At 63.2% G+C, this 16,271-nt stretch carries 15 protein-coding genes, 2 pseudogenes and 1 riboswitch; of the genes and pseudogenes, 6 read left to right on the forward strand and 11 right to left on the reverse strand.

Annotated elements, in window-relative coordinates:
• The 3 genes from JCM21793_RS31055 to JCM21793_RS19315 all read left to right on the forward strand — a co-directional run.
• Window positions 1-428 (forward strand): alpha/beta hydrolase family protein (locus tag JCM21793_RS31055; protein ID WP_280113539.1); only part of this gene is annotated, 428 nt, incomplete at its 5' end.
• Window positions 371-907 (forward strand): acyl-CoA thioester hydrolase/BAAT C-terminal domain-containing protein, encoded by a 537-nt coding sequence (locus JCM21793_RS31060; RefSeq protein ID WP_280113540.1) that lies wholly within the window; start codon window positions 371-373, stop codon window positions 905-907. The genes JCM21793_RS31055 and JCM21793_RS31060, both read left to right, overlap by 58 nt.
• Before the next feature lie 65 nt (window positions 908-972).
• Window positions 973-1,851, forward strand: coding sequence for a DUF1684 domain-containing protein (locus JCM21793_RS19315; protein ID WP_025031416.1), 879 nt, complete (start codon window positions 973-975; stop codon window positions 1,849-1,851).
• A 127-nt stretch (window positions 1,852-1,978) separates the two neighbouring features.
• Here the strand turns inward: JCM21793_RS19315 and JCM21793_RS19320 are convergent, their stop codons facing one another.
• The 5 genes and pseudogenes from JCM21793_RS19320 to JCM21793_RS19340 form a co-directional block, all read right to left on the reverse strand.
• Window positions 1,979-2,968, reverse strand: coding sequence for an ABC transporter substrate-binding protein (locus tag JCM21793_RS19320; RefSeq protein ID WP_025031417.1), 990 nt, complete (start codon window positions 2,966-2,968; stop codon window positions 1,979-1,981).
• Window positions 2,965-3,718: pseudogene (locus tag JCM21793_RS27090) on the reverse strand (ABC transporter ATP-binding protein). Before JCM21793_RS27090 ends, JCM21793_RS19320 begins: the two are co-directional and overlap by 4 nt.
• Window positions 3,715-4,503 (reverse strand): ABC transporter permease, encoded by a 789-nt coding sequence (locus tag JCM21793_RS19330; RefSeq protein WP_025031418.1) that lies wholly within the window; start codon window positions 4,501-4,503, stop codon window positions 3,715-3,717. The pseudogene JCM21793_RS27090 and the gene JCM21793_RS19330 overlap by 4 nt, the downstream one beginning before the upstream one ends.
• 4 nt (window positions 4,504-4,507) lie before the next feature.
• Window positions 4,508-5,116 (reverse strand): YkoF family thiamine/hydroxymethylpyrimidine-binding protein, encoded by a 609-nt coding sequence (locus JCM21793_RS19335; RefSeq protein ID WP_025031419.1) that lies wholly within the window; start codon window positions 5,114-5,116, stop codon window positions 4,508-4,510.
• A riboswitch (TPP riboswitch) is annotated at window positions 5,110-5,222 on the reverse strand. Its footprint overlaps the gene before it by 7 nt.
• An 87-nt stretch (window positions 5,223-5,309) precedes the next feature.
• Window positions 5,310-6,251: a DUF1403 family protein gene (locus JCM21793_RS19340; RefSeq protein WP_025031420.1), complete on the reverse strand. Its 942-nt coding sequence runs from the start codon at window positions 6,249-6,251 to the stop codon at window positions 5,310-5,312.
• Between the two features lie 123 nt (window positions 6,252-6,374).
• Here JCM21793_RS19340 and JCM21793_RS19345 point away from each other — a divergent pair, with 123 nt between their 5' ends.
• Both JCM21793_RS19345 and JCM21793_RS19350 read left to right on the forward strand, forming a co-directional pair.
• Window positions 6,375-7,562, forward strand: a complete 1,188-nt coding sequence (locus JCM21793_RS19345; RefSeq protein ID WP_244439891.1) for a tyrosine-type recombinase/integrase — start codon at window positions 6,375-6,377, stop codon at window positions 7,560-7,562.
• Between the two features lie 84 nt (window positions 7,563-7,646).
• On the forward strand, window positions 7,647-7,883 hold the full coding sequence (locus JCM21793_RS19350; RefSeq protein ID WP_025031422.1) for a WGR domain-containing protein: 237 nt from the start codon (window positions 7,647-7,649) through the stop codon (window positions 7,881-7,883).
• Here the strand turns inward: JCM21793_RS19350 and JCM21793_RS27095 are convergent.
• From JCM21793_RS27095 to JCM21793_RS19380, 6 genes and pseudogenes are all read right to left on the reverse strand, one after another.
• Window positions 7,884-8,422, reverse strand: a pseudogene (locus tag JCM21793_RS27095) (RES family NAD+ phosphorylase).
• Window positions 8,388-8,759, reverse strand: a complete 372-nt coding sequence (locus tag JCM21793_RS19360; RefSeq protein ID WP_025031423.1) for an antitoxin Xre/MbcA/ParS toxin-binding domain-containing protein — start codon at window positions 8,757-8,759, stop codon at window positions 8,388-8,390. Before JCM21793_RS19360 ends, JCM21793_RS27095 begins: the two are co-directional and overlap by 35 nt.
• Window positions 8,760-8,857: 98 nt before the next feature.
• Window positions 8,858-10,219 (reverse strand): plasmid replication protein RepC, encoded by a 1,362-nt coding sequence (gene repC / locus JCM21793_RS19365; RefSeq protein WP_025031424.1) that lies wholly within the window; start codon window positions 10,217-10,219, stop codon window positions 8,858-8,860.
• A gap of 153 nt (window positions 10,220-10,372) precedes the next feature.
• Window positions 10,373-11,527: a plasmid partitioning protein RepB gene (gene repB / locus JCM21793_RS27100; RefSeq protein WP_081784771.1), complete on the reverse strand. Its 1,155-nt coding sequence runs from the start codon at window positions 11,525-11,527 to the stop codon at window positions 10,373-10,375.
• Window positions 11,524-12,774, reverse strand: a complete 1,251-nt coding sequence (gene repA, locus JCM21793_RS19375) for a plasmid partitioning protein RepA (RefSeq protein ID WP_155983486.1) — start codon at window positions 12,772-12,774, stop codon at window positions 11,524-11,526. The genes repB and repA overlap by 4 nt, the downstream gene beginning before the upstream one ends.
• 762 nt (window positions 12,775-13,536) lie before the next feature.
• A complete protein-coding gene (locus JCM21793_RS19380; RefSeq protein WP_007007330.1) occupies window positions 13,537-14,346 on the reverse strand; it encodes an IclR family transcriptional regulator in 810 nt (269 codons plus the stop codon).
• A gap of 213 nt (window positions 14,347-14,559) precedes the next feature.
• Here JCM21793_RS19380 and JCM21793_RS19385 point away from each other — a divergent pair, with 213 nt between their 5' ends.
• Window positions 14,560-16,092, forward strand: a complete 1,533-nt coding sequence (locus JCM21793_RS19385; RefSeq protein ID WP_025031426.1) for a M81 family metallopeptidase — start codon at window positions 14,560-14,562, stop codon at window positions 16,090-16,092.
• The last annotated feature ends 179 nt before the right edge of the window (window positions 16,093-16,271 follow it).

Here is a 16,271-nt window from a genome sequence, read left to right on the forward strand (position 1 = left end):
GGCAGGAGATCCGCGAAGACGGTCTGGTCGGCACGCTCTTCACCCCCGCAGGCCCCGGCCCGCATCCCGTCGTGGTGGTGCTCAACGGTTCCGGCGGCGGCATCAACGAGCCGCGCGGCGCGCTTTACGCCTCCCATGGCTATCAGGCTTTCGCGCTTGGCTATTTCAAGGCTCCGGGCCTGTCGCCCTTCATCACCGAGACCCCGCTCGAATATCTGGAGACCGGCCTCAACTGGGCGCACCGCACGCTCAAGCCGCGCGACGGTTTCGTGGCGGTTGCCGGTCAGTCGCGCGGCGGTGAACTCTCGTTGCTTCTCGGCGCGACCTTCCCCGATCTCATCTCCGCCGTGATCGCCTATGTGCCGGGCGCATGGTGCATGGCGCACAGGGTGCGGGTGATCCCGCGCGTGGCGGCTGGCAGGGCGTGACCTGGACCCGGGGTGGTGAGCCGCTTACCCATCTCTGGCAGGACAACAAGGCCGTGCACTGGCACCCCTGGGGCGGCGAGGCGCCACCGAACCGACATCATTCCGTCTTCTTCGAGGGCCTGAAAGACACCGATCTGGCCGCACGCGCGCGCATCCCGATCGAGAACACGAAGGCCGCCGTTCTGCTCGTTTCAGGCCGCGACGACCGCGCCTGGCCATCGAGCCTCTATTCGAAAATGGTGGTTTCCACCCTCAGCCGGCACGACCACCCGCACCTCGTCCGTCATCTCGATTTCGATGACGCCGGCCATGCGATCAACCTGCCCTTCGTGCCCTCGACCCAGTTGAGCCGTGAGCACCCGGTTTCGAAAGTGCCCTACACGAATGGCGGCACGCCATCGGGCAACGCACGGGCGGATGAAGGCTCGTGGCGCGGTGTCCTCGCATTCCTCGACGAGCTTACACGCCCGGCCGGCTGAAGCGCCGGCTCATCCACTTTCTTTTGCGCAAGCAGACAACCCTATCCTTCGAAAGGAAGATGAACATGCCCACGAGAGAACACCTTGAAGGTCAATGGCGCGAATGGCGCTATGCCCATGTCGCCAAGATGTTCCGTCCGTATGGTTGGACTTCGCTGGTTGCGCAGTACTGGCTGGAGAAAGACGATCAGGGTGTCACCTTCGACCTTCTGCCGGGCACGTGGTCGGTGGAAGACGGACGCATCATGTTCACCCCGCCCGCCGAAGGCCCGAACCTGTCGGTGAACGGCGAATACCCCACCGGTCCGGTGGAGATCATTCCGGGCCGCAACCAGACTTATGGTCATGGCGAGAGCCTTCCGGTCTATTTCGGCCGCAACGAGGTGGAAACGCTTCTGCGCACAACGCATGACGGCCAGCCGCTTTTCGGCGTGCGCGTGCGCGACCCCCACGAGGCCACGCGTCTGGAAGACGCCGGTGTCACCGCTTTCGATTACGATCCCGAGTGGCGCATCCCCGGCTTCTACACACCCACCGAGCGCACGGACTACGAAGCCGAAACGGTAGAGGAAGGTGTGCGCGAGTCCACGCCACGCATGGGCACCTTCACCTTCGAGTACAAGGGCAAGAGCTACGAGATCGTGCTCATCGGCAAGGACACGCCGCATGGCGTGCAGCCGGTCGCGCATGTGCGTGACAAGACCAATGGCGCGATCACCTATGGCGCGGGCCGCGTCATCGAACTGCAGTTCACCGACGAGAGCAACACCCGCATCGACTGGATCGACTTCAACTATGCGGTCGCGCTGCCCTGCGCCTTCACCAACTTCGTGACCTGCCCCCTCGTTCCACCGGAGAACCAGCTCGATTTCGAGGTTCTGGCCGGCGAGAAACGTCCTGTGCAGAACGTGGTTCGGACAATGACCTATCAGGCAAAGGCCTAGAACATCGGACCGAACAGGCGAAGCCGTTTTTCGGTCCGATGCTCCATCAATACCCTGGATCGTCGTTTGTGCGTCCGGCTGGACGCCGACGATCCAGAGTCAGGGTCAAATAATATGACCGTTTCGTCTACTGCTTCAGATACGCATTGGTAAACCAGGTGGAGACGTCCGGCATCTCCTCGAGGCGCTTGCCGTCGGCATCGCGCATGACGCCCGCCTCGAACATGAACTTCGTGATGTTGCCGAACATGTCCGCATCGATGAGGCCGACCGGCTCACCCTCGTCCTGCAGGTAGCCGCCGCCCACGATGGCCTGCATGGAAGCGCGGACCAGCTCCGGGTTGGAGAGCATGCCGCCGGTCTCAGTGATCAGCATTTCGGCTGCTTCTTCCGGGTTTTCCGCAGCGAAGGCGTAGCCGCGCTGGGCCGCTTCAACGAAAGCGCGGGCGGTTTCGGGGTTGGCTTTCAGCCAGGTTCCGTTACCGCCGAGATAGGTGGTGTGCTGATCCGGCACGCCATAGTCGGCATAGCGGAATGCGCGCTGCGGGCGGTCGAGAAGCACGGAGTTCACGCCTTCCCAGGTGCTGACCTCAAGCGTGAAATCGACCGTGCCATTGGCAAGCGCCTCATAGGCGGAGGTGCCGAGCGTGACGGTCTCGAACTCGCCCTTGCCGCCATCGTTCTGGATGATGGTGGAGATGAGGGCCTGCTCCCACGCGCTGCCGAAACCGGCATAGGTCATGCCATCGAGATCGGACGGGCGCTGGATGTCTTCACGCTCGCCGTTGAAGACGAGACGGCCCGTCTCATGCTGCATAACCGCCATGACAACGGTGAGGTCGGCGCCGGTGGCGCGCTGGCTGTAGAAGCCGATGGAGCTGAGAATGCCGAATTCGGCAACGCCCGTGGCGACCAGCGTGCCGGAGGACGTGTCGGTGTAGGGCAGGATTTCGACATCGAGGCCGGCATCCTTGAACCAGCCCTTCGCCTGGGCGACGTAGAGCCCCACATGGTTGGTGTTGGGCGTCCAGTCCAGCGCGACGCTCAGGCGCTCCTGCGCCGTTGCCGGCAGCGCCATCGCGCCGAGCATAAGGGCTGCGGCTATCAGGCTTTTCATGGTCTTTCTCCTGTCTGACTGAGCAAGGTGTTCAAAAGGTCTTCTTCCAGGGCGCGAGCCTCGTCCGGCAGGGGCGCGCCAAGCGCGGGCGCGGGGCGCGGACGACGACCTCGGAAATCACGCGGGCGGGACGGCGCGACAGCACATAGATGCGATCCGAAAGGGCCACCGCCTCGCGCACATCATGGGTGACAAGCAGCGTGGTCCAGCGCGCGGCCCGCCAGCGGTCTTCCAGCCAGCGCTGCATCTGTGCGCGGGTGAGCGCGTCGAGCACGCCGAAGGTTCATCGAGAAGCTGGATCGGGCGGGCCTGAATAACCGTGCGCAGAAGGGCTGCGCGCTGACGCATGCCGCCCGACAGTTCCGCCGGATAGCGCTGTTCAAAGCCTTCCAGCCCGAATTCGACGAACAGCGGCAGCGCACGGGCGCGCGCCTCGGCGCGGGGCACGCCCTGAACTTCCAGCCCCAGAATGACGTTATCGATGATGCGCCGCCAGGGCATCAGCGCGTCGCGCTGCGGCATGAAGGCGAAGGTCTGGCCGTCGAGCTTCAAGGGTGCGCAATCGCGCAGGATCTCGCCGCGATCCGGCGCAAGCGCGCCGGTGAGCAGGCGAAACAGGGTGGATTTTCCCGCTCCCGAGGGGCCGAGGATGGAGACGAACTCCCCCTGCCCCACATGCAGCGATACATCGTCGAGCACGGCGGTTTCGCCGAGCGTCACGCCCACATTGCGCATTTCAAGAGCGCTCATCGTGTCTGCCCCGCTTCACGCCAGCGCAGCAGCGCCCGTTGTAGAAGCGCCGAGACACCGAAGAGCACCAGCGTCAGCGTAGAGCTGACCACCACCGCCGCCAGCATGAGGTCCGGGCGAAAACTGTTCTTGGCGTTGAGGATGACAATGCCGAGCCCGGCGCGCGCGCCGACATATTCGGAGAAGATCGCGGCGACCACGGCATAGGTGATGGAGATCCGCAGGCCGGCAAAGAAATAGGGCATGGCCGAGGGGAAGCGCGCCGCCCGGAACACCTTCCACCGCGACGCGCCCATGGAGCGCATCAGCGTTTCGATCTCGGGATCGGTGGATTCGTAGCCATCGACCAGCGCCACCAGCATGGGAAAGAAGGTGACGAGCGCCACGAGCAGGATTTTCGGCGTGAGACCGAAACCGAACCACAGAACGGCAAGCGGCGCGATGGCCACCAGCGGCAGGGTCTGGCTGACGACAAAGATCGGGAACAGGGCCCGCCGCAGCTTCGGCAGGAAATCGAGAGCCACGGAGAGGGCAAAGGCGATGCTGACGGAGAAGGCAAAGCCGGTCAGCGTCGCACTCAGCGTCGGCAGCGTGTTCTCCCACAGGAGGGCGCGGTTGACACCCATCTGTTCGATGACGCGCGAGGGCGCGGGCAGAACCAGCGGCGAAATGCCCGACAGCCGCACATAGATTTCCCAAAGGAGGACCGCACCGACAACGCTTGCCAGAGCAGGCAAGCCGCGCGCCAGCCGTCCGCCCGCAGGACGGGGCCGACCCTTAGACATGGGATCAGGCCGTGGAGGGGCTGTTGGCGGAAACGGTCAAATCGACCGTCACATGGCCTTCGGGCGGACCGAACCTGCAGAAGGCCTGTTCGAGCGTCGCGAAAACCGGGCCTGCATCGCCGGTGAGACGGCTGCAGAAATTCTTGGAGCGGTCGAAGACGCCGCTCGACTTCAGAAAGTCGATGCAGCCCATGATCTCCGCCATGTGGTCGCCGGCGCCCATCACATAAAGCGAGAACTGCGCGCGTGCGGTTTCCGATGTGGTCTTTGCATTGGCCACCGCCGCAAGTGCTGCCTTCTGCCGTTCGGCGAGCGGCTCCGACGGGTTGGCGAGTGCAGAGGTGCTGCAGATCGGATCATCCGGCTCGCCGGGGCAGCCGCGCGAGAGCGTGGCGCGCAGCACCACATGGTGGCGGGTGGAGGCGGCGGCGACGTAGAAGTCGCGCAGCGCCGGGAACAGCACTTCGGGTGGGCCGACGACGAGCGTGGAGATGTCGTCGGTCTCGATCCGCAACCGGTCCCGGTAAGGATCGAACGCGGAGAGCGACGACATGATGACGTCGACGAAATTGTCGGTCATCGGATAAAGGGAAAGCTGCGCACCTGCGAACATGATTGTCCTCCTTGCTCCGCTGGCATTACCCAGATCAGCTTCTAGGGCCCGAGGATTTGCACCCTCATCTCAGCCGCGGCGATACGCGGCACCCCTGTGGATGCCCGGTACGAACCAAATCCCGTGTCGCAAAGCAAGCAGTTTGTTCAGGAAACGGTGCCCGGATGAAAAATTACCCGGCTATCCACAGACCTCACAATCCGAAGATCCGGAACGACCCGCGGCCGGAGAGTTCGCGCACGGCACCAAAATGCTCAAGCCGCTCGAAAAGCCGCTTGGCTGCCCAGCGGGAAAGATTGCAGCCGGGGGCTGAAGCCGGCACGGCATCGTCATCCAGCAGTTTCTGAACGACCGTGCCCGCCCCCTTTGTGCGCAGTTTCGGCAAAACGGAGGCAAGAGTGTCGGCGCGACGAGATATTTCACCAGCCGAGCGGAGCGCGCTCTCAGTCCCCTGAACCAGCGCGAGGCACACCGCCCGGGCAAAGGCAGGATCGGCCGGGCCGATCCGCCCGCTCTCCCCACTCACGCGAAAGGCGGTTCCATAGCGTTCCGCCATGAGAAGCGGTACCGGGCGAGGCCAGTTCAACATCGTTGCGATCAACCCATCCCCCAGTGCCCATGCCAGCGGCTCGGCGTCCGCATGTTCCGCCAGTATCCGCCGGACGAGCTCTGCCGCCGCGAAGGGCGGCGCGCTTCCAGACTGGAGCGCATCCTCGGCATGATCGACGGCGGCCGCCAGCCTGTCATCCACCGCCATGCCGAGAAGGCCAGCGAGTTCGGCTATGGAAGACGTGGACGGCATGAAGCGGCGCGCTGCCATTCGTCTGTAGGCGAGAAATATCCTGCCCGCAGGGCCCGGATCGTCACCGGCCGCGGTCAGCAGAACGGCATCGCGCAGCGCCTTCTCGTCCTCCCCCCGTCCCATGAGCCTTGACGCGGCAACAGCGCATTTCAGCGCCTGGCGCGCGCGCCAGCAGCCCGACCAGGCGGGTTCACTCCGCACAAGATCATCGAGCGCCCCAAGCGCAACACCGGCGGCAAAACCGGCATCGCGCTCGCTCGAGGCAGCCCCGCGCGACACTGCCCATTTCGGCAGGGCTGCGTCTGAAGATGAAAAAGAAACGGGCGAATCCATGCCCGCAGCCTAGATGGTATGTGCGGTTTTTTCCAGTACTCTCGCTCTAAACCGCACAGCTTGTCTTTACCATTCAATGTCCGATAAGATTGTATTATCGGACATTATAGCGAGCGGGCTGAAATGAGCTCTGACAACGAGCAAAACCCCAGAATGCCGGGCATGATCCAGCCTGCTGCGCCAGAGAGGCCATCCAACCGTGTGGCCGCTTCCGGGAATGATGGTGCCTCAGCGTTAAAATCCGGCAAACCCGCCGGGGATCATTCAGATCTGCCCGACATCATCGACGTGGTGCTTGCCATGGACGAGGAGACCCCCTCCCCCACGCGGCGCTCCCACGCGTTGCTCTCTAATGTCGATCCGCTTGTCGAGACTGCACGCAGCTATGCGCGCGCAGCCCGCTCCGAGGCCACGCAGCGCGCCTATGCCGCTGACTGGCGCCACTTCGCTTCCTGGTGCCGGCGCTCCGGATTTCGGCCACTTCCCGCCGACCCGCAGGTGGTCGGCCTCTATCTGTCCGCCTGTGCCTCCGCGAGCCCGCGCCCCACCGTCTCCACGCTTGAACGCCGGCTTTCCGGTCTGTCGCAGGGCTATTCCCAGCGCGGCGACCGGTTAGACCGCAAGGATCCCCACATTGCAGAGGTGTTTGCCGGCATTCGTCGAAAGCACGGTCGCCCGCCTGCGCAGAAAGAAGCGCTTCTGGCCGAGGACATTCTCGCCATGCTGGAGACCCTTCCGCACGACCTTCGAGGCCTCAGGGACCGGGCAATCCTGCTCGTCGGCTTTGCCGGCGGTCTGCGCCGTTCCGAGATCGTCGGGCTTGATGCCGGGGTGGACCAGACCGAGGACGGCAATGGCTGGGCGGAGCTTTTCGACAAGGGCATTCTGATCACCCTGCGCGGCAAAACCGGCTGGCGCGAAGTGGAAATCGGTCGCGGCTCGGCTGACCGCTCCTGCCCCGTCGAGGCGCTCAGGACATGGATCCGCCTTGCCCGCATTGCCCACGGTCCCCTGTTCCGCAGAATTCGCGGCCAGAAGACCGTTGAGGACAGCCGTCTAAACGACAGGCACATTGCCCGTCTCGTCAAGCGCACGGCGTTCGATGCGGGGCTGCGCCCGGATCTGCCGGAAAAGGAGCGCGAAAGGCTGTTTTCGGGCCATTCACTGCGGGCCGGCCTCGCTTCTTCGGCCGAGGTCGACGAGCGCTTCGTGCAGAAGCAGCTCGGTCACACAAGCGCCGAAATGACCCACCGCTATCAGCGTCGGCGCGACCGGTTCCGCGTCAATCTCACCAGGGCAAGCGGTCTCTGAACGATCACCGTCGTGAATCGGTTGACGGCAATCGATTCACGAAATGCGTTGGACGCACGCGCCGTTCCGGGCAACCGTCCCCTCATGGCTATCAACCCGCATCAATGCTCCCTGAGACGCGTCGACCCCGCCCGCAACATGGCGCGCTATTACACGCTTTCCGTCGAGCCGACCCTTTTCGGCGATGCCGCACTTGTCCGTCAATGGGGGCGGATCGGCACGCGCGGGCAGTTCAAGATCAACCTGTTCGACAACACCGGGTCGGCCGAAGCCGCACTCTTGCGGCTCAGGAAAATCAAGGAACGCCGTGGATATCGCTGACTAGAGCCAGGACGCGGCATCCTTTGGCAGGCGGTGCTCGGGATCCCTGACAGAAAGAACAGGCGCCCCCTCCCCGTTCCATTGCCACAGCGCCACACAGCTTCCGCCCGGCGACATATAGGAAGGGTAGATCGCTCCATGAAAACCTTGTTCCATAAGGGTTTCGCGCAGGCGATGCGTCTCGGGTACGCGGCCCTCATCCATCTCAGCCCGCCACTCGCATTGATGGATATCCGGCGAAACACCGAGCACCTTCATGACTGCCGCATTCGTCAAATCAGCCAGCCGTGCCTCGGAAAGTGTGAGCTGCGCAATGAGCGCGGGATGCTGCACAAAGCCTTGATTATACTCCGCCCAGGCCGTTGAAAGCTCACGGGCGGCATAGATCGCCTGTGCGCCCACCGGGTTCCAGCGCCCGCCGAACCGTGCCGCCCCTGCGCCTGAAAGCGGTGCATGGGCCAGCGCGGAACGTATGCGCGCCAAAGGGTTTCGGTCCGCAGTTCCTCAGGCATAAACGCCGGCACGCACCGCTTCGAGATAGGCGAGAACCTTGTCGGCCTTGCCCTCTCCCACCAGATCGTAGGCGGTCTTGCCCGCCCAGCCCGGGATCGGCTGATGCTTGAACCAGATCACCGCCCGGTGTTCGTTGCCGGCCATCTCGGTTGCCATGGCAAGAATGCGCACGACCGGGCTCAGCGCCTGATCCACCTTGCGCTGGCCGGATTTCGCCGTCAGCGTGTTGCGGGCCACGCCGATGAGACGGGCCAGCTCCACCAGCGTCACGCCGAGCAGTTCCGACACCCGGCGCGCGGAGAGAAACGGTGCTCTTTCGTCGGCAAAATGCGCTGCCGCGAAGTCAAGTTCCGTCGCTGTCATCACCTGTGCCTCCTTGTTTCGACACCATACTGATCACACATCGAGCACTTTACAAGAAATATGTGCGCAAAATGTGTTTTCAAGAAACGCGGCAAACGCTAATTTTTCTCCAAAACCGCCTTTTGACGGGCTGAAATCAGCGCATTCAGCATCGGTTTAACCGTAAACGCGCCTGAATTCGCGCGCTCAGTCAGCCGTCGGAGATAGCCGCCGGGCGAACGAATGACCTCCGCCCGCTCAAGCATGGCCGCAATTGTGATCGCGGCGTTGATATCGCCCATCTCCGCCCGCGCTTCGGCCCAGGCATCGGGCGAAACCCCGAGCATGGAGCGAACGGTTTCGGCCGCTTTCATCAGATCGCGCCAGTCCGACAGCCCGTCAGGCGCATAATCGCGCATTTGCGGGCAGGCAGACGCCACGGTTTCGAACCCGACGGGTGGTTTTTGGCCGCTTCCCTCCGCTTCCCGGTTTCGGGAAGCTCCATGCTTCTCAGGTTTCGCTTTCAGATAGGGTGAAACCGCCGATTTGGTTTCAAGGTCAGGCGGCATCGGCCCCGCTTCAACTTTTTCCTGGTAGGTTTCAATATGGGATTCTGGGTTTGAATTATGAATATGGCGCTCATTTTGAGTGGCATTGGCGCTCATATTTATACTTTCATTAACCATGTGGCCTGCTTCACGGGCCTCCAGGTCGGCTTCGCTCAGACCTTCCAGATAGGCTTTTTCCACGTCGTTGCGCAAAGCCAGGAGGGCATCGCGGCGGGCTTTCAGCGTTTCCCAGTCGGTGTTGCGGCCAAGCCGGCCGGAGAGTGCGGCCAGGCGCTCTACATAGGGCGCGAATGAACGTCCCCTGCCCTCTTCAGCCGCCGCCTCGACGATCGCGGCAATGTCGCGCAGATGGATGGTGATTTCGCTTCTGAGCGCCCGGATGGCGCGCGCCAGACGCCGTGCCTCGGCCGCATGGGTCTCGATCTCGGAAGCGCGCATGACGAGCGGTGCGAGATCGAATCCGAAGGCCTCCTCGATCTGCCCCTCTTCGCTGCGCCGCGCATAGCGCTTTCCATTGGCACTGTCGCGCCGCAGGATGAGCCCGGCCTTCACGAGCGCCGCCAGATGCCGCCGCAGCGTCGCCGGCGCCATGCCGCGAGCCCGAAGGGAAAGCTCGGCATTCGAGGGAAACACCACGAGATCACCAGCTGGATCGAGCTGTCGCTCCGTGGTGAAGCTTGCGAGCGCCTCCAGCACAACGATGGTTCTGTCCGAAAGCCCGAGCACCAGCCGGGCCTCGGTCACGGCGCGCAGCAATTGCCACTTGTCTACCGTGTGTTCCGATGGAGATTGCGCCTCTGTGGCGTGTTCATTCAGGGCTTTTCGCGCCCGCCGCACCTGTTCGTTGACCAGGAATTGGGCGCGCGCCATCCCTTTCCCGCCGAATGGCGAGATTGCAAATCTGTCCGTCATTGTCTCACCTTGCTTCAGGCAAGAAAAAGACGCTCACCGGAACGTTCCGATGCTTGACTTTGCACGACGGAAGTGATTCTTTCAGATTGCTACATCGAAAGGGGCTTCCGGAATGGCAACGTTCTGGGGGCCTTTTTTCTTGCGGTTTTTCCTCTAGCTCAGTCCTCTTTGCTCCTCGTGATCCGGCTTTTTTTGGCCGGGATGGTCTCGCCGCCCGGGGGCGGCTGATCGGCTATATCTCTTTTGCTCGCTCCTTGTCGAAGCGCTCTGCCAGCTCCGGCAGGTGCTCGGCAGATAGTCTGCAAAGCCCGGAAGGGCCTTTTCATCGAAATCGAAACGGGGTTTGGCACCGAGCGTGACGCGGGCCAGTGTGCGCCCCTTTCCATCCTCGATCGCACGAGCCTTTTCCGTCTTCTTTCCGCGCGCTGATGCGCGCTTGGCCAACCGCTCATAGAGCCTGCGAAAACGCTCGTCGGAATCAGCAGCCCGAAACGCCACGGACGTGATTTCATCCTGCGCGATGACGACGGCAGCCTCACGCTTCAAAAACTCCGCAAGCGCCATCCAGCGTGGCCTGCCGGCTTTGGGAGCAGGGCCAATGGCGTTGGCGATCTGCGCGGGGACGGCTTCGGCCACCTGGAGAAGACGGGTCATCTCCGCCTTGTGCAATGACAATGCGCGCTGGACGACACCGCGGTCGAAGCCATGACGCATCAATGCATCGGCAAAAAAGGCCCGCTCGATGAAGGAGAGATTGCGCCGCTCCGTGTTTTCCTTGCCTTGCGCCAGCACCAGCTCATCGTCATTGAGCGTGCGCACGATTGCCTGAACGGGACGCTTGAGGCGTGCGGCAGCACGCACACGGCGATGGCCATAAGCCACCTGAAAGCGTCCGCTTTCAGTCGGGTGAGGGCGCAGCAGAACCGGCACCTGCTGGCCGTTTTCCCGCACGCTTTCGACAAGAGTATTGAAATCCTCGTCGCCATCATCCTCACGGCTCAGGCGATCGCGCACGAGCGAGGGGTCGATCAGCTCCGGATCGACCTCCACGATGCGCTCACCCTTCGCCAGGCTCTCGCGGATGGCGCGGGCATCCTCCACTTCGCGGGTCATGGATGAGAGCGTAAGCCCCATCGCCTTCACCGCGCCGGACGAACTGCGCGGCACGGGGTCCGCCTTGACCGGCGTTGGAGCCGATTTCGTTTCCGGCGCGCGCGGCATGGATTTCGGTTCGGGTGCAGGCGAGGGTGCGTTGCCCTCGCCCGAGCCGCCGAACAGCGCCTTCAGATGATCCTTGCGCTTGCTCATGCGGCCTCTCCCGCCGCGTTGCGGCCCCAGGCCGCCTCGACCAGCGCCTCGACCTCGGCGTTGACAGATGTCAACGCCTCCATCGCGCGGTCATAGGTGGAGCGGGTGAAATTGTCCCGGCCGACCTCATAGAGCGTCTGCTTGGTGAGACCGGCATCGGAAATGGCGGTCGATTTCACCATGGGTGCAGTCAGCACGCGCTCGCCGAACTGCGACCGCAGGAAGCCGACGATCTGCGTCTGCGGGCCGTCATTCGGCTCGTAGCGTGTGACCAGATAGCGGAGGAAATCGAAATTGAGTGATCCGCCCGCCTCGCGCACCACCGAGAGCAGGTCCGCCGTCATGTAGAGGAACTGGCTCATGGAGGCGACATCAAGCATCTGCGGATGCACGGTGACGATCACCGATGTGGATGCGCAAAGCGCCGACAGGGTCAGGAAGCCGAGCTGCGGCGGACAGTCGATAACCACCACATCGTAGTCATCGGCAACCGAGGCGAGGGCGGCCTGAATGCGCGCGAAGAAGAAATCATCGGCGGCGCCGCCGACCTGCCGTTCCGCCAGCATGCGCGGGGTCGTGTGCTCGAATTCATGAAGCTCGAGATTGCCGGGCACGATATCGAGACCGTCGAAATAGGTCTTGCGAATGATCTGGGATAGCGGGCGGCGCTCTTCGTCATAGCGGATCGCGCCGTAGAGCGTGTCATTGCCCGAAAGATCGATCTCCGGCTGATAGCCGAAGAGGGCGGAGAGCGACGCCTGCGGATCGAGATCGACCGCCAGCACGCGATAGCCTGACAGTGCGAGATGCTGCGCCATATGGGCGCTTGTCGTCGTCTTGCCTGAACCGCCCTTGAAATTGGTGACGGAAATGACCTGCAGATGCTCACGTTCCGGATCGCGCCATTTCACATAGGAGCGCGCCTTGGCGAGATTGCCCTTGGAGCGGGCCTGAGCCGCCAGGTGATGGCGCAGTGCATTGATGTCGGCCAGCGAATAATAGCGCCTGCCGCCCGCGCCGGTTTCGGGCTGCGGCCCTTCACCGGCGATTGAGAGCTGACGCAGATAGCCATCGGAAACACCGATCAGCTTTGCTGCCTCACCGCTTGAAAATGTGCGAAGCGTCTTCTGTGCCGCAGGGGGAAAGAGCCGGTCGCGCATGACGCGCAGCTGCTCGGAGAGCCGGGCTGCATCCGCGGCGATGGCCTCATCGGCCGCGAGCGCACTCTGCCCGTGTGCGCCGCCCATCGCTGCCCCCGACACCTTGTCCAACTCCCGCTCTCCTTCATGGTCGCTGGCGATATCCATGCCGCGCTGCTCCTCGTCGTTCATTCCTGCCGGGCACCGGTTGACAGCTGTCAACACGATGCATTCCACTGGCGACTGCAGCGCGTCATGCTCACCCCGCTTCCCGACGCCCGTATGCCGGCCATGGGAAACGATCGCTTACCGTAACCCGATTCGCAGCCGCTGGGCGAGTGGCCTACGGCTGGGAGCCAAGATACGCTCAAAAAGCAAACGCGCTGCGACTGCGCATGAAACCGGAAACAACCGCAATTAACAGAACCGCATCGCGGTTACGCCGATTTCAGGCAATCGCCTTCAATGCCGTAACTAATGCCATGAGGAGGCGTGTCGGCGTCAAGAAGTTTTTGGTTAACAAAGGGTTAACGAAGCCGGCGACGCCTGCGAACAAATGATGCGCCCGCGCCGAATCCTTTCGCACTTACCACCACTTACACGACGGACGGACACACCGCGACGCAAGGGGAGGGGGCCATCAGCCAACAGATTTTCTGCACGAAGCAAATGCCGGCATCCAAAAAAAGGGGCGCCGAGGAGCGTTTTCTCGGCCCGGCCCGAGAATCGGACTGCGTCGAAAACCGAGACACCTGGTGATGGCCTGGTTCGAATGAAGGGACATCTTCGCCCGCCCCTGGCGAGAGGAAGAAGCAGAACGACCGGCAATCGCTCCAGCAGGGAACCCGACGGACAGCGGCTCTCTGAAGGTCAGAACCTGTTGATGGCGCCCGCTGCCTCGCCGGCGAGCGGGGCAAAGCGGCGACAGAAGCTTTCCGCGTCCCATTCACTCAATGAGCCGGCGATGTGGATCGCGCCGAGCGGTGTGCCGTCCGGCGACACGAGTGCTGTGGCGATCGCGATCTCGCCCTGGAGAATCTCCTCGAGCGCCAGCGCATAGCCATTCTCTCGCGCCTCCTGGACCTTCGCCCGGATTGCGGCGGGATCGGTGATCGTCCTGGGCGTGATCTCGCGGCGCACCGAACGTTCGATGATCTCGTCCACCTCCGCATCGCTCATATGTGCCATCACCGCGCGCCCGCCCGACGTGCAGTAGATCGGCACGCTTTGCCCGACCAGCGTGGCGAAGAAGGTTTCCCGCTTGCTTTGAAGACGCGCGGCATAGACAAGCCTGAGCCCATCACGCAGGCTGAGGTCCACGCGCTCGCGCACATTGCGGCGCAGTTCCATCAACACCGGCGAGGCGCGGGCGACCAGGGGGTTCATCCGCAGATAGTCGCGCGTGTGATCGAGAATGCGGATGCCCGGCACATAGCCCCGGTCATCCGCATCGCGGTCTATATAGCCAAGCTGGCGCAGCGTGTGGACAACGCGCTGGGCAGCACTTTTGCCCATGCCGCCCGCGGCAGCGATCTCGTTGAGGGTCAGCGGCTTGCCGGCCTCATGAAACGTGGAAAGCACCTGCATGGCGCGGGCAATGGCCTGAACGAAGAGAGGGTCACTCTCATCGATGCTGGTGTTCGGCGGCACTCCGTATTCCGCCTTCTGAATGTAACGCACGCCCCGCCTCCGGTTTCCGCCAGAATTTGTTTGACTCCAGAACCGCTGCACATCTATCGTATTATCGATACGAATGTATCGTACAGCGATACATTGTCTTCCACCCTATCACGCATTTTCCGGGCGTCGACCCGAAAATGCAGTCGTTTAAAAGCGGGGCGTGTGAATGCGGCGTTGCATCTGGGCTGGCAGTCCGACCGGGGAGGGGACGGTATGAGCAACAGGGTCGCGCTTGCCGGTTTCCTGCACGAGACCAACACGTTCGCGCCCTCGCGCGCCACCTATGCGCAGTTTGAGCAGGGGGGTGGCTACCTTCCGATCTCGCGCGGCGATGAAATCCTGAAGCGCTGTCCCGGCGTTAATCTGGGTATCTCCGGTGCCGTGGCCCACGGTGAGAAAGCGGGCTGGGAGATAATCCCCGTCCTGTGGACCGGGGCAATCCCGTCGGCGCATGTGACGCGCGATGCCTACGAGCGCATTGCCGGTGAGATCGTCGACGGCATCGCGGCAGCCGGACCACTCGACGGTGTGTGCCTCGATCTTCACGGGGCGATGGTGGCCGAACATCTGGATGACGGGGAGGGGGAACTGATCGCCCGGGTGCGGGCCGTGGTGGGACCAGACGTTCCGATCGCCGTCAGCCTCGATCTGCACGGCAACACCAGTGAGCGCATGGTGGACGAGGCCGATCTTCTCGTCGCCTTTCGCACCTATCCGCATGTGGACATGGCCGAGACGGGAAGGCGCGCCGCCGAAGGGCTCGACCGGCTGATGGCGCGCGGGCGCCCCTTCGCCCATGCCTTCCGGCGGCTGCCCTATCTCACCTCCATTCCGTGGCAATGCACTTTTATTGAGCCGGCAAAGAGCCTCTATGAGGAGGTGGCGGCGCTTGAGAAAAGTGCGGTTGCCAGCGTCTCCTACTGGATGGGTTTTCCCGCAGCCGACATTGCAGACTGCGGGCAGACGGTGATCGCCTATGCGGAGACGCAGGCAGAGGCGGACCGGGCCGCCGACCGGCTCTATCAGAGCATCATGGACGCGGAAGCGGCCTTTGCCGGCCGTGCCTTCGGCCCCGATGAAGGGGTGCGCGAGGCAATGCGCATTGCCGAGACGGCGACGCGGCCCGTGGTGATCGCCGACACGCAGGACAATCCGGGAGCCGGCGGGGATTCCAACACGACGGGCATGCTGCGTGCACTCTTGCGAAACGGCGCGGAACGCGCCGCGATCGGCATGATCGTCGATCCACAGGCCGCTCGCGCCGCCCATGCGGCAGGGGAGGGGGCCGAGATCACCATTCCGCTCGGCGGGCAGTCCGGCATTCCCGGCGACGAGCCTTTCAAGCGCAAGTTCCGTGTAGAGAAAGTTTCCAATGGCGACCTGCATGCGACCGGCCCCTATTATGGCGGCACGCATATGAATGTGGGCCCGTCCGCCTGCCTTTCGATCGACGGCGTGAAGATCGTCGTCGCCACGCACAAGGCGCAGATGGCGGATCTTGCCATGTATCGTTTCGTCGGCATCGAGCCGACGGAAATGGCCATTCTGGTCAACAAGAGCTCGGTGCATTTCCGCGCCGATTTCGATCCCATCGCCGAGACGGTTCTGGTGTGTACGGCACCCGGGCCAATGCCGCTCGACCCGGCGGACCTGCCGTGGACGAAGCTTGCCGAGGGAATGCGCCTTTCGCCCAACGGGCCGGTTTTCCGCCGTGCGGCGGGCGAAGCGCTGGCGATGGAGGGATAGCGGGAGATATAAATCAGCGCGGCGGGAGAACCGCGTTCAAGACGTCACGACGACCAAAACTTCATGCTCAACAAAAGAGGGAACATCATGTCGCGTCTTCAGGATAGACTAAAGCACTTACGGAACCACGCCCGCGGCGTGTCGCTCGGCCTTGCCGCCGGTGCCGCGCTGATGGCGGG

The organism is Nitratireductor aquibiodomus NL21 = JCM 21793, assembly GCF_000615975.1.
In the GTDB taxonomy this organism is placed as follows: Bacteria; Pseudomonadota; Alphaproteobacteria; order Rhizobiales; family Rhizobiaceae; genus Nitratireductor; species Nitratireductor aquibiodomus.

What these genes read in the sequence shown, in the direction of transcription:
- JCM21793_RS31060 (WP_280113540.1), top strand. Translation starts at nt 371, where the DNA reads ATGGTGCATGGCGCACAGGGTGCGGGTGATCCCGCGCGTGGCGGCTGG.
- JCM21793_RS19315 (WP_025031416.1), top strand. Translation starts at nt 973, where the DNA reads ATGCCCACGAGAGAACACCTTGAAGGTCAATGGCGCGAATGGCGCTAT.
- JCM21793_RS19320 (WP_025031417.1), bottom strand. Translation starts at nt 2,968, where the DNA reads ATGAAAAGCCTGATAGCCGCAGCCCTTATGCTCGGCGCGATGGCGCTG.
- JCM21793_RS19330 (WP_025031418.1), bottom strand. Translation starts at nt 4,503, where the DNA reads ATGTCTAAGGGTCGGCCCCGTCCTGCGGGCGGACGGCTGGCGCGCGGC.
- JCM21793_RS19335 (WP_025031419.1), bottom strand. Translation starts at nt 5,116, where the DNA reads ATGTTCGCAGGTGCGCAGCTTTCCCTTTATCCGATGACCGACAATTTC.
- JCM21793_RS19340 (WP_025031420.1), bottom strand. Translation starts at nt 6,251, where the DNA reads ATGGATTCGCCCGTTTCTTTTTCATCTTCAGACGCAGCCCTGCCGAAA.
- JCM21793_RS19345 (WP_244439891.1), top strand. Translation starts at nt 6,375, where the DNA reads ATGAGCTCTGACAACGAGCAAAACCCCAGAATGCCGGGCATGATCCAG.
- JCM21793_RS19350 (WP_025031422.1), top strand. Translation starts at nt 7,647, where the DNA reads ATGGCTATCAACCCGCATCAATGCTCCCTGAGACGCGTCGACCCCGCC.
- JCM21793_RS19360 (WP_025031423.1), bottom strand. Translation starts at nt 8,759, where the DNA reads ATGACAGCGACGGAACTTGACTTCGCGGCAGCGCATTTTGCCGACGAA.
- repC (WP_025031424.1), bottom strand. Translation starts at nt 10,219, where the DNA reads ATGACGGACAGATTTGCAATCTCGCCATTCGGCGGGAAAGGGATGGCG.
- repB (WP_081784771.1), bottom strand. Translation starts at nt 11,527, where the DNA reads ATGAGCAAGCGCAAGGATCATCTGAAGGCGCTGTTCGGCGGCTCGGGC.
- repA (WP_155983486.1), bottom strand. Translation starts at nt 12,774, where the DNA reads ATGGGCGGCGCACACGGGCAGAGTGCGCTCGCGGCCGATGAGGCCATC.
- JCM21793_RS19385 (WP_025031426.1), top strand. Translation starts at nt 14,560, where the DNA reads ATGAGCAACAGGGTCGCGCTTGCCGGTTTCCTGCACGAGACCAACACG.